The sequence below is a fragment of the Burkholderia sp. FL-7-2-10-S1-D7 genome (assembly GCF_001524185.1).
GTDB lineage: Bacteria > Pseudomonadota > Gammaproteobacteria > Burkholderiales > Burkholderiaceae > Burkholderia > Burkholderia diffusa.
In genome coordinates this window covers 409384-421669 of sequence record NZ_LOWY01000014.1, presented here as the reverse complement: position 1 = coordinate 421669, position 12286 = coordinate 409384, and the positions used below count along the sequence as shown (strand labels likewise).

Annotated in this window: 11 protein-coding genes; 8 read left to right on the top strand and 3 right to left on the bottom strand. The window is 67.0% G+C overall.

Going from position 1 to position 12286, the window contains the following annotated elements; translation table 11 throughout:
* The first annotated feature begins 177 nt into the window (after positions 1–177).
* Entirely contained in the window at positions 178–1899 is a 1722-nt protein-coding gene (locus WS75_RS06390) for a cation:proton antiporter domain-containing protein (RefSeq protein ID WP_059679660.1), read from the top strand.
* Positions 1900–2029: 130 nt separating this feature from the next.
* Here the strand turns inward: WS75_RS06390 and WS75_RS06385 are convergent, their stop codons facing one another.
* Positions 2030–3922, bottom strand: coding sequence for a peptidoglycan D,D-transpeptidase FtsI family protein (locus WS75_RS06385; RefSeq protein WP_059679659.1), 1893 nt, complete (start codon positions 3920–3922; stop codon positions 2030–2032).
* 378 nt (positions 3923–4300) lie between these two features.
* Positions 4301–4648 (bottom strand): DUF3564 family protein, encoded by a 348-nt coding sequence (locus WS75_RS06380; protein ID WP_059679658.1) that lies wholly within the window; start codon positions 4646–4648, stop codon positions 4301–4303.
* A gap of 648 nt (positions 4649–5296) precedes the next feature.
* Between WS75_RS06380 and WS75_RS06375 the strand changes: the two genes are divergently transcribed.
* Complete coding sequence (locus WS75_RS06375; protein WP_059679657.1) at positions 5297–6496, top strand: SDR family oxidoreductase; 1200 nt, start codon at positions 5297–5299, stop codon at positions 6494–6496.
* Between the two features lie 78 nt (positions 6497–6574).
* Here WS75_RS06375 and hpaR read toward each other — a convergent pair whose 3' ends face one another.
* A complete protein-coding gene (hpaR, locus tag WS75_RS06370; protein ID WP_059599282.1) occupies positions 6575–7015 on the bottom strand; it encodes a homoprotocatechuate degradation operon regulator HpaR in 441 nt (146 codons plus the stop codon).
* Positions 7016–7175: 160 nt separating this feature from the next.
* Here hpaR and WS75_RS06365 point away from each other — a divergent pair, with 160 nt between their 5' ends.
* The 6 genes from WS75_RS06365 to hpaH all read left to right on the top strand — a co-directional run bounded on the left by WS75_RS06365 (position 7176) and on the right by hpaH (position 12283).
* Entirely contained in the window at positions 7176–7865 is a 690-nt protein-coding gene (locus tag WS75_RS06365) for a fumarylacetoacetate hydrolase family protein (protein WP_059679656.1), read from the top strand.
* Positions 7862–8626, top strand: a complete 765-nt coding sequence (locus tag WS75_RS06360; protein WP_059679655.1) for a fumarylacetoacetate hydrolase family protein — start codon at positions 7862–7864, stop codon at positions 8624–8626. The genes WS75_RS06365 and WS75_RS06360 overlap by 4 nt, the downstream gene beginning before the upstream one ends.
* Positions 8627–8652: 26 nt before the next feature.
* Positions 8653–10116 carry a 5-carboxymethyl-2-hydroxymuconate semialdehyde dehydrogenase gene (hpaE, locus tag WS75_RS06355; protein ID WP_059679654.1) on the top strand — a complete coding sequence of 488 codons (1464 nt, stop codon included), beginning with the start codon at positions 8653–8655 and terminating at the stop codon, positions 10114–10116.
* 72 nt (positions 10117–10188) lie between these two features.
* The gene (hpaD, locus tag WS75_RS06350) at positions 10189–11037 is read left to right on the top strand and encodes a 3,4-dihydroxyphenylacetate 2,3-dioxygenase (protein WP_059679653.1); all 849 of its coding nucleotides are present in this window, start codon (positions 10189–10191) and stop codon (positions 11035–11037) included.
* 29 nt (positions 11038–11066) lie between these two features.
* On the top strand, positions 11067–11459 hold the full coding sequence (locus WS75_RS06345) for a 5-carboxymethyl-2-hydroxymuconate Delta-isomerase (RefSeq protein WP_059679652.1): 393 nt from the start codon (positions 11067–11069) through the stop codon (positions 11457–11459).
* 20 nt (positions 11460–11479) lie between these two features.
* Positions 11480–12283 carry a 2-oxo-hept-4-ene-1,7-dioate hydratase gene (gene hpaH, locus WS75_RS06340; protein WP_059679651.1) on the top strand — a complete coding sequence of 268 codons (804 nt, stop codon included), beginning with the start codon at positions 11480–11482 and terminating at the stop codon, positions 12281–12283.
* Positions 12284–12286: the final 3 nt, after the last annotated feature.

Below are 12286 nucleotides of genomic sequence, written 5' to 3'. Positions count from 1 at the left end.
CGATCCGCCTCGCGCCGCCGGCCGGCGCGTGGGGCGCGTTCCGACACCCGGGGTAGTACCCCCGCAATGGCGGGCCACCGCGTGAATATTTCGCGGTGGCCCGCCATTTTTCCATCTCATCCCTTATCCTTCCATCTTTGAACCTTACTAAATAGTTACAAGAACTCGGGAGGGGGGATGCCTCATGACGTCAGCCTGATTGCGTTGCTCGCGGCCGGTTTCGGTCTCGCGATGATCTTCGGTTACTTCGCGTCATTGCTGAAAATGCCGCCGCTCGTCGGCTATCTGCTCGCCGGGATCGTGATCGGCCCCGGCACGCCCGGTTTCGTCGGCGACCTGTCGCTCGCGCAGCAGCTCGCGGAAGTCGGCGTGATGCTGCTGATGTTCGGTGTCGGCCTGCATTTCTCCCTCGGCGATCTGCTCGCGGTGCGCAAGATCGCGCTGCCGGGGGCCGTCGTCCAGATTACCGTCGCAACGTTGCTCGGCGGCGGGCTCGCGCTCACGTGGGGCTGGAGCCTCGGTGCGGCGCTCGTGTTCGGGCTCGCGCTGTCGGTCGCGAGCACGGTCGTGCTGCTGCGGGCGCTCGAGGGGCGCGGGCTCGTCGAGACGGTGAATGGGCGCATCGCGGTCGGCTGGCTCGTCGTCGAGGATCTCGTCATGGTGCTGGTGCTCGTGCTGCTGCCGCCCGTCGCGGGGCTGCTCGGCGGCACGCCGCCCGGCGATGCGCACGCGGCCGGCGGTAGCGTGTGGGGCACGCTCGGCGTCACGATGCTGAAGGTCGCCGCGTTCATCGCACTGATGCTCGTGGTCGGCAAGCGCGTGTTCCCGCGCATCCTGTGGCTCGTCGCGCGCACCGGTTCGCGCGAGCTGTTCACGCTGTGCATGATTGCCGCGGCGGTCGGCATCGCGTTCGGCGCGGCGAAGCTGTTCGACGTGTCGTTCGCGCTCGGCGCGTTCTTCGCCGGGATGATGATGCGCGAGTCGGAGTTCAGCCGGCGCGCGGCAGACGAGACGCTGCCGCTGCGCGACGCGTTCTCGGTGCTGTTCTTCATTTCGGTCGGGATGCTGTTCGATCCGACGGTGCTGCTCACCGAGCCGCTGCACGTGATCGAAGTCGCGGCGATCGTCCTGATCGGCAAGACGCTCGCGGCGGTCGCGCTCGTGATCGCGTTCCGCTATCCGCTGAACACCGCGTTGACGGTCGGCGCGGGCCTCGCGCAGATCGGCGAATTCTCGTTCATTCTCGCGGGGCTCGGTCGTGCGCTGGGGCTGCTGTCGGCCGAAGGGCAGAGCCTGATCCTCGCGGTCGCGCTGATCTCGATTGCGATGAACACGCTGCTGTTCGCGATGATCGATCCGGCGCTCGCGTGGATCCGCAAGCATTCGGCGTTCGCGCGCAAGCTCGAGGCACGCGACGATCCGCTCGCCGCGCTGCCGATGTCGACGCCGCAGACGCACCTGACCGGGCAGGTCGTGATCGTCGGCTACGGCAAGGTCGGCACGCGGATCGCGCATGCGCTGGACGAGCGCGGCATCGCGTATGTCGTCGTCGAGCAGAATCGCGAGCTCGTCGAAAAGCTGCGCGCGGACGGCGTCGCCGCCGTGTCGGGTGACGCGATCGAGCCGATCGTGCTCGTGCAGGCGCATATCGCGCGCGCCGGGATGCTGGTTGTCACGCTGCCGGACGTATTCGACGTGCGGCAGATCGTCGAGATCTCGCGCACGCTGAACCCGATGTTGGAGGTCGTGCTGTGCACGAACAGCAGCGACGAGGCTGCGTTGCTGTCGAGCGAGGGCGTCGGCACCGTGTTCATGGGCGAGAGCGAACTCGCGCGCGGAATGACCGAGCACGTGCTCGGCAGGATGGTGAAGCCGGCGGCGGCTGCGCACGCGCACTGACGGTCGCGCGGCCGGGTTCGCGCGGGTGGCGGGATAGTGTCGGCCAGCGGAAAGCGGGCGCGCCGGGAATGCGACACGGCGAACAGTCGACCTGTTCGCCTCGCGCCGCGCCGAGTGCGCCCCGGCGGCTTCAGCCTGCCGTCGCCTTCGCCGGTACGGCCGCGCCGGATTGCGCGGCCGTTTTCACGGGGGGCGATGCCTTCTGCTCGCCCGCCGTCTTCGGTTGCGCCGTGGCCTTCGGCGCCGCGACGGTTTTCTGCGGTGCGGCCTTGACCGGCGCATTCGGCGTCGGCTCGACCGGTGCGTCGGGCGGCACGCCGAGCAATTGCAGCGAGCCGCTCGTGACCGACGAGAACACCGGGCCGGCCACCGTGCCGCCGTAATAGCCCTTGCCGCGTGGCTCGTCGATCATCACTGCGACGATCAGGCGCGGGTTGCTCATCGGCGCCATCCCCGCGAACAATGCGCGGTACTTGCCCTTCGCATAGGTAGCGCCGACCTGCTTGCGCGCCGTGCCCGTCTTGCCGCCGATCCGGTAGCCGTCGACGCGCGCGCGGCGCCCCGTGCCGCCTTCGCCGACGGCCGACTCGAGCATCGCGCGGATCGCCGCCGCGGTTTGCGGCGACGTCACGCGGTGGCCGCGATGGGCATTGATCGTCTGCGGATCGGAGCCGTTCTTCAGCAGCGACACCGGGTGCAGCGTGCCGTCGCCCGCGTAGGCGGTGTAGGTCTGCGCGATCTGCAGCAGCGACATCGACAGCCCGTAGCCGTACGCCATCGTCGCCTGCTCGATCGGCCGCCAGCGTTTGTAGCCGCGCAGGCGGCCCGACGCGACGCCCGGGAATGTCAGCTCCGGCGCGCGGCCGATCCCGTATTCCTGGTACTTGTTCCAGATCGTTTCGGCGGGCAGGTTCAGCGCCAGCTTCGCGAGCGCGACGTTGCTCGACTTCTGCAGCGCCTGCGAGACGGTCAGCGAGCCGTGGTTCGACGTGTCGTGGATCACGGCCGGGCCGATCTTGTAGGTGCCGGGCGATGTGTTGATGATCGTGTTCGGCGTGACCTTGCGCTCGTCGATCGACAGCGCGACGACGAGCGGCTTGATCGTCGAACCCGGCTCGAACGTGTCGATCACCGCGCGGTTGCGCAGCTGCTGGCCCGTCAGCCGGGCGCGGTCGTTCGGGTCGAAGGTCGGGTAGTTCGCGAGCGCGAGGATTTCGCCGTTCTGCGCGTCGAGCACGACCACGCTGCCGGCTACCGCGTTGTTCTCGAGCACCGCGGCCTTGAGCTGGCTGAACGCGAGCTGCTGGATCCGCCGGTCGATCGTCAGTTCGATCGTCGCGCCATGCTGCGCGGGCACGAGCGGACGCGTGTCGGACACGATGCGGCCGAGCCGGTCGCGGATCACCTCGCGCTGCCCGGAGGTGCCCGACAGCCGGCCGTTCGCCGCGAGCTCGACGCCTTCCTGGCCCTTGTCCTCGACGTTGGTGAAGCCGACTACGTGTGCGGCCGATTCGCCTTCCGGATAGAAGCGCTTCGAGTCGGCGATCTGCGTGATGCCGTCGATCTCGAGCTTGTCGAGCCGGCTCGCGGTGTCGGCGTCGATCTGCCGCTTGAGCAGCACGAACGTGCGGTCGTTGCGCAGGCGGCGCTTCACTTCCGCGAGCGGCATGTCGAGCAGCTTCGCGATCTGCGGATAGTCGATTTCAGCGACCTGTTTCGGATTCGCCCAGATTTCATAGGTCGACAGGCTGACCGCGAGCATCGCGCCGTTGCGGTCGACGATGCGCCCGCGCATCGCGTCGAGCTCGATCGTGCGCTGGTAGCGCTTCTGGCCTTGCCCGACGTAGAAATCCTGGTTCGCGACCTGCACCCAGAAGGCGCGCCCGATCAGCGCGGCGAAACCGAGCGACACCATGATCACGACCAGCTTCGAGCGCCACATCGGCAGGCGCGACGCGAGCATCGGATGCTTGGTCGCGGCGGCGTACGGATCGGCGGGATGGGTCTTCTTTTTCACGCTCATGCAAGGGGCCGGGTCGGGCCGCCGGACGGCGGCAAGTCAGTTGAAATAATGCGATTGTAATAAATGAGTAAACATCATGTGGGGAAAGTATGTATCGGCCCCATAAAAGGTTTGCGTTTCCGCCAGGGCGCGGTTCGAAGACGGGGGGAGCGCGGCGAAATGGCAGCGCGGTCTGACGTACTGATGCCGACGGCGCCGGGATGGATTAGGGGGATCGTTACCGCCGCCGCGGTTCGATTAACCCGGCCCCGATTAATCAAGGGGCCGGAAAATAAAAAAGCGCCTCGAAGCGAGGCGCCGTTATTCGTGAATATCTAAATGAATATCGCGGAAACTGGACTAAACCCGAAAACCGCAGAGGATTGCCGTCAAAAATACCTATCGCGCGACGGAAATAAATTCATGGTATTCCGGCTCCTCGGTGGAACGATCGACCGCCTGCAGACGCCATGCGCCGTCGGGGTGCTCGCCGGCGAGCACCGCCGGACCTTGTTCGCGCTGCGTCGCGCTGAACGACAGCCCCTTCAACTGGCACACGGCATCGCCGCTGTCGGCCGTGCAGAGGGCCATTGCGCCTTCCACGTCCCGGACCTTGCCCCAGCTCGGAAGATCGATCCCCTGGTGTGCCTCGCGTGACCACAGCCCCTCATCGGTATCGACCCAGAGCACCGCGAAGGCGTGACGGGTTGCCGACTCGCTGCCATTAATCCGAATAGTGAGGCGCATTGGATCGTCTCCTGAAGAAAATGACACATTCGACCGTTTTGGTTTGACCAGTCTAGATAGACTGCTGTGAAACGCAAGTGATAATCCGCAATAAATTCGAATTGCACCTATAGGCGTTTCCCGATGAAACGACGTCTGACGATTCGTCACGGTTGTGACGGAGCGCGCAAACGCAAGCGCAGCATGATCCGCGCGCTGCGACCTGAACCTGGCGTGTCCCGGACATGCGATGACCCGGGAGAGGCCGCGTCGAAGTGTCGCGTCGAAGCGAGGGCCCGACGCGCATCGGCCGTCCCGCCACGGAAGCCCTCGCATGCTGCCCGACCGGACATTTCGATGATTTGACCGCCTGGCCGGTACGACACACTCCGACATTCGCATACAAATCCGCACACTTTCACGAAACTTTCAGGACAGACTTGCGGGCGATCAGGCCCCACACTTGGATCTTCCGATCCTGCGCCGCGGACGCCTGTCCGTGGCGGGCCGCCGCCGCCTCGTGCCAGAGACGCGATCGACGCGATCGCGGGCCGCAGCCCGATCGGGATTGCCGGGGCGAGCGTCGGCCCCGGTCCGGCCGACAGCCGTGCGTCGCTCCGCGATCCGGGGCGGGCGCGGCGTCCGGCCGATTCTTCGAAGGAGACTATCGTGCTGATCTGGAAAACCGCGTTGTCGCTCAACTGGCGCACGAGCCTCGTGTCGCCGGCCAGCGCACCGGTCGCGGCGGCCAACGTCGGACGGCTGGTGCTCACCGGCGCCACCGGCTTCATCGGCAGTACCGTGCTCACGGCGCTCGTCAACGCCGGGTTGCTCGAGCGCATCGTGTGTGTCGTTCGTGCGGAACATCGCGCCCACGCGGTCGCGCGGTTGCGCGAAGCGGCGTTGCGCGCGGGGCTCGCGCCGTACTGGGCATCGCGTCTCGGCGACGCGAACGTGGTCGTCGGTGCGCTCGGCGACGTGTGGCAGCGCACCGACGCGTCGCGTCTCGCCGGCGCGACGCACGTGATCCATTGCGCGGGCCATGCGTCCCCGGCCGACGGTTCGCATCTGCAGGCCGACATCGCCGATTCGCTGCGCTTTGCCGAGCGGTTCGCGCACGCGCCGCAGCTGCAGCGTTTCGTGTACGTCGGCACCGCCTATGCGCACGCGGGCCGCGGCGGGATCGTGTACGAGGCGTCGGCGGGCGACGCGGCGCAGGGCGGCGACGGGTTGCACGGCGCGGTGCTCGCGGCCGGCTACCTGCAAGCGAAGGCCGAAACGGAGCAGCGCCTGCGCGCGCTCGGGCTGCCGCTCGTCGTCGTGCGTCCGTCGCACGTCGTCGGTCATACGGTGCTCGGCACGCGGCCCGCACCGAATTCGTTCTGGATGTTCCGCGTCGCGCACGCGGCGCGGCGCTTTACCGCGCGGCCGATGACGCGCATCGACATCGTGTCGGTCGACGACGTCGCGCGCGCGACGATGCTGCTGGCCGTGAAGCCGACGCTGATGCACGACGTGTACCACGTGTCGGCCGGCGACGACGCGCCGCAGGTCGCGCAGATCGTGCGTGCGATGGACGAGGCGGCCGGCATGACGGGCGCGCCGCGCTACGCGGCCTGTGCGCCGGCCGAACTGCCGCTCGTGGTGCGCGATGTGCTGGGGCGGTCCGATCCGGCGCTCGAACGTGTGATCGGCCGCGCGTTGCAGCGCTGCGCGGAGTTCGCGATGGTCGATCGCGTGTTCGACAACCACCGCGTGCGCGACGAAATCGATTTCGAGCCGCTGCCGTTCATCGATTACGTCGAGGAATGCATGCGCACGTCGCGCGGCGTCGCGGTGACGGAACTGATGCGCGGCGCGCTGCACTGACGGCCCGCGCGATTCGGGGCCTGCCGATTCCCGGGGGCCGGTTCGTAGCCGCTCGCGGCGGTCCGGCGGCGGCAGGCCCTACGACGCGCTGCCGAGTTCGATCAGCCGGTCGAGCGCTCGGTAGATGTCGTCCAGGCCGTCCTGGCCGAAACGCGCTTCAAGCTGACGATATTGCTCGTCGATGCGCGGACCGATTTCCGTGACCAGTTTCCTGCTTTGCGGCGTCAGGCTCACCAGCAGCCGGCGCTGATCTTCCTGCGCGCGCGTGCGCGTAATCAGGCCGTCGCGCTCCATGCGTTCCAGCACGCCCGTGAGGCTTGGGCTCAGGATGCAGCAGCGGCGCGCGATCTGTCCCGCTTCGAGCGCGTGCGCCGGCTCGCCGTCGAGCACGCGAATGATCCGCCATTGCTGTTCGGTCAGCGCGAATTCCTTGAGAATGGGGCGGAACAGGCACATCAGCGTTTCGCGGGCCTCGAGCAGCAGCATGGCCAGGTTGCGATGGTCGAGCGTACGGTTCATCGGAGTGGGTAGAGGTGCGGAGGACGGGGACGCATCAATCTTAACAGCCGGCGGGAATGAATTTCGTGTGTCAGGGTAATCGAGGTTGCGAGCGTTCGATTGTTTACTTAAGATGTTAAGTATTGACGATGTGCCGCGACGCGCGGCAGGGGAATGACGCATGGAGCTGTCCTGCATGACCGCCGCGGCACCGCCGCTGCCGGTCGCCATCGGTACCGTCTACGGTGCGCTGCTCAACGAGCGCGCCGCACTCGACGCGCTCGGCGACGCCGTACACGCGCCGCCTTACGGCCGTCCGCCGCAGGCACCGATCCTTTACATCAAACCGGCCAACACGCATGCAGCCGACGGCGCGGCCGTCGTGGTGCCGGCGGGCATCGATGCGTTGGAGATCGGCGCGTCGGTGGCCGTCGTGTTCTCGCGGCGCGCGACGCGCGTGCCGGCCGCGCAGGCGCTCGACTACGTGCACGGCTTCACGCTCGCGAGCGACGTGTCGGTTCCTCACCGCGATTACTACCGTCCGGCCGTGCGCTTCAAATGCCGCGACGGTTTCTGCCCGTTGGGCCCGGCGATCGTGCCGGCTGCTGCGCTCGGCGACATCGACGCGATCGGCCTGACGGTACGGATCGACGGCAGCACCGCGGTGTCCGCATCGACCGCCACGCTGATTCGCCCGGTGCGCGAGCTGATTGCCGACGTGACGGCGTTCATGTCGTTCGACGCGGGCGACGTGCTGCTGCTCGGCGTCGCGGGTGGCGCACCGCATGCCCGCGCGGGAAGCATGGTGGAGATTACCGCTGCCGGCATCGGCACGTTGCGGCATACGCTGATTGCGGAGGAAGCACGATGAAGACGGCGCGCGTGATCTACAACGGCGCACTGCATGCGGCCGAACCGGCCGGCGACGGCGCGATCCGCCTCGACACGGGGCGCGTGCTCGCCGAGGACGCGGTGACGTGGCTGCCGCCCGTCGCGCCGCGCACGACGTTCGCGCTCGGCCTCAACTACGCGGACCACGCGAAGGAACTCGCGTTCAAGGCACCGAGCGAGCCGCTGATTTTCCTGAAGGGGCCGAACACGTTCGTCGGTCATCGGTCGCGCACCGTGCGCCCGGCGGACGCGACGCACATGCACTACGAGTGCGAGCTGGCCGTCGTGATCGGCCGCCCGGCGCGCAACGTGAGCCGGGCGCGGGCGATCGACTACGTTGCCGGCTACACGGTCGCGAACGACTACGCGATCCGCGATTACCTCGAAAACTACTACCGCCCGAACCTGCGCGTGAAGAACCGCGACACCTGCACGCCGCTCGGGCCCTGGTTCGTCAGCCGCGACGAGATCGGCGATGCGGGCGGCCTCATGCTGCGCACGACGGTGAACGGCCGCGAGACGCAGCGCGGCAGCACACGCGACATGATCTTCGACGTACCCGCGCTGATCGAGCACATCAGCGGTTTCATGACGCTCTCGCCGGGCGACCTGATCCTGACCGGCACGCCGGAAGGGTTGGCCGACACGAAGCCGGGCGACGAGGTGGTGACCGAAATCGAAGGGATCGGCCGGCTCGTGAACACGATCGTCGGCGAAGCAGACTACTATCGCGCCGGCTGAGCCCGTCGCCCAAGGAAGGAGAGCACATGACCATCAAGCACTGGATCGACGGCCGCGAAGTCGAGAGCCGCGAGACCTTCACGACGCTGAACCCCGCGACGGGCGACGTGATCACCGACGTCGCATCGGCCGGAGAGGCCGAAGTCGACGCGGCCGTGCGCGCGGCGAAGGACGCGTTCCCGAAATGGGCGAACACTCCCGCCAAGGAGCGCGCGAAACTGATGCGCAAGCTCGGCGAGCTGATCGAGAAGAACGTGCCGATGCTCGCCGCGCTCGAGACGCAGGACACGGGCCTGCCGATCGCACAGACGAGCAAGCAGCTGATTCCGCGCGCGTCCGAGAACTTCAACTTCTTCGCGGAAGTGTGCGTGCAGATGAACGGCCGCACGTATCCGGTCGACGACCAGATGCTGAACTACACGCTTTACCAGCCGGTCGGCGTGTGCGCGCTGGTGTCGCCGTGGAACGTGCCATTCATGACCGCGACGTGGAAGACGGCGCCGTGTCTCGCGCTCGGCAACACGGCCGTGCTGAAGATGTCGGAGCTGTCGCCGCTGACGGCCGACCAGCTCGGCCGGCTCGCGCTCGAGGCTGGCATTCCGCCGGGTGTGCTGAACGTCGTGCAGGGCTACGGTGCGACCGCCGGCGACGCGCTGGTGCGGCATCCGGACGTGCGCGCGGTGTCGTTTACGGGCGGCACGGTCACGGGCAAGCGGATCATGGAGCGCGCGGGCCTAAAGAAGTATTCGATGGAGCTTGGCGGCAAGTCGCCGGTGCTGATTTTCGACGATGCCGATTTCGACCGCGCGCTCGACGCGTCGCTGTTCACGATCTTCTCGATCAACGGCGAGCGTTGTACCGCAGGCTCGCGGATCTTCGTGCAGCGCACGATCTACGATCGCTTCGTGCAGGAATTCGCGCGCCGCGCGAACAACCTGGTGGTCGGCGACCCGTCGGATCCGGCGACGCAGCTCGGCGCGATGATCACGCGCCAGCACTGGGAGAAGGTGACCGGGTATATCCGGATCGGCGAGCAGGAAGGCGCGCACGTGGTGGCCGGCGGCGCGGACAAGCCGGCCGGTCTCGCCGAGCATCTGCGCAACGGCAACTTCGTGCGCCCGACCGTGTTCGCGGACGTCGACAACCGGATGCGCATCGCGCAAGAGGAAATCTTCGGACCGGTCGCGTGCCTGATCCCGTTCGAGGGCGAGGAAGAAGGTCTGCGGCTCGCCAACGACACGTCCTACGGGCTCGCGTCGTACATCTGGACGCAGGACGTCGGCAAGGTGCATCGCCTCGCGCGCGGTATCGAGGCCGGGATGGTGTTCGTGAACAGCCAGAACGTGCGCGACCTGCGCCAGCCGTTCGGCGGCGTGAAGGAGTCGGGCACCGGGCGCGAGGGTGGCGAGTACAGCTTCGAGGTGTTCGCGGAGATCAAGAACGTGTGCATCTCGATGGGTTCGCATCACATTCCCCGCTGGGGCGTGTAACTGGCGCGGGTCGTTTCGCCGCAGGAATACCGCCAGAACGCCAGAACGCCAGAACGATACGGAGACTTAACGATGGGCAAACTGTCCCTCGCCGCGAAGATCACGCACGTGCCGTCGATGTACCTGTCGGAGTTGCCGGGCAGGCATCATGGCTGCCGCGAAGCGGCGATCCGCGGCCATCAGTTGATCGGTGAGCGCTGCCGCGCGCTCGGCGTCGACACGATCGTCGTGTCGGACGTGCACTGGCTCGTCAACGCCGGCTATCACGTGAACTGCAATGCGCGCTTCGCGGGCATGTATACCAGCAACGAACTGCCGCATTTCATCCGCGACATGGCGTACGCGTATCCGGGCAACCCGGCGCTCGGGCGCTTGATCGCCGAGACGGCCAGCGCGCGCGGCATCGCGACGCGCGCGCACGAGATCGACAGCCTCGAACTCGAATACGGCACGCTCGTGCCGATGCGCTACATGAACGGCGACCAGCACTTCAAGGTCGTGTCGATCGCAGGCTGGTGCATGTGGCACACGCTCGACGAAAGCCGGCGCTTCGGCGAGGCGCTGCTCGAGGCGATCGGCAAGAGCGATTCGAATGTCGCGTTCCTCGCGAGCGGCTCGCTGTCGCACCGCTTCAACGACAACGGCAGCCCCGAGGAATCGATCCACCAGATCAGCCGAGAATTCTTCCGGCAGGTCGACCTGCGCGTGGTCGAGCTGTGGAAGCAGGGCGATTTCAGGACCTTCTGCGCGATGCTGCCCGAATACAACACGCATTGCCACGGCGAAGGCGGCATGCACGACACGGCGATGCTGCTCGGCCTGCTCGGCTGGGATCGCTACGACAAGCCGGTCGAGATCGTCACCGACTATTTCGCGAGCTCCGGCACCGGGCAGATCAACGCGATCTTCCCGCTCGCCTGAGCGTCTCATCACCTATCAGGAGCGTTGCCATGCCACACATCGTCGTCGAGTACACCGCGAACATCCGCGACGACGCGCGCATTCCCGCGCTGCTGCGCACGATCAACGCGACGCTGATCGCGCAGGGCGGCGTGTTCCCGACGGGCGGCATCCGCTCGCGCGCGATCGAGCTGCAGGACTACTGCGTCGCCGACGGCACCGAGGACGACGCGTTCGTCCACGTAACGCTGAAGATCGCCTCGGGTCGCAGCGACGAAACCAAGAAGGCCGCGTGCGACGCGTTGTTCGACGCGATCAAGGCGCATTTCGCCGAACTGTACGCGAAACGCTACCTCGCGTTGTCGATGGAACTCACCGAGTTCAGCGAAAGCGGCTCGTTTAAGCACAACAACATCCATGCCCGCTACAAGCGGGCCGGCTGAACCCCATTCCCGACCCGACCATGCTCGAACCAGCCCTCATCGACCAGCTCGCCCGACGTCTGCACGACGCCGAGCGCGCGCGCACGCAGATCCGCCAGATCTCGCTCGACCATCCCGACATCACGATCGACGACGCCTATGCGATCCAGCGCGCGTGGGTGAACCTCAAGCTCGCGGAAGGCCGCACGCTGAAAGGGCACAAGATTGGCCTTACGTCGAAGGCGATGCAGAACACGTCGCAGATCGACGAACCCGATTACGGAGCGCTGCTCGACGACATGTTCTTCGACGACGGCGGCACGATTCCGACCGGGCGCTTCATCGTGCCGCGCGTCGAGGTCGAACTCGCATTCGTGCTCGGCAAGCGGCTTGCCGGCCCGAACTGCACGATCTTCGACGTGTACGACGCGGTCGACTACGTGGTGCCCGCGCTCGAGATCATCGACGCGCGCAGCCAATCGATCGACCCCGACACGAAGCGGCCGCGCAAGGTGTTCGACACGATCGCCGACAACGCGGCGAATGCGGGCGTCGTGATCGGCGGTCGGCCCGTGAAGCCGCAGGACGTCGACCTGCGCTGGGTCGCGGCCATCATGTCGCGCAACGGCGTGGTCGAGGAAACGGGCGTCGCGGCCGGCGTGTTGAACCATCCGGCCAATGGCGTCGCGTGGCTCGCCAATCGGCTGGCGCGCTTCGGCGTCGCGCTCGAGGCGGGGCAGATCGTGCTGGGCGGCTCGTTCACGCGGCCGTGCGCGGCGCGGCCAGGCGACACGTTCAGCGTCGACTACGGTCCGCTCGGGACGATCCAGTGCTATTTCGAGTGAGGG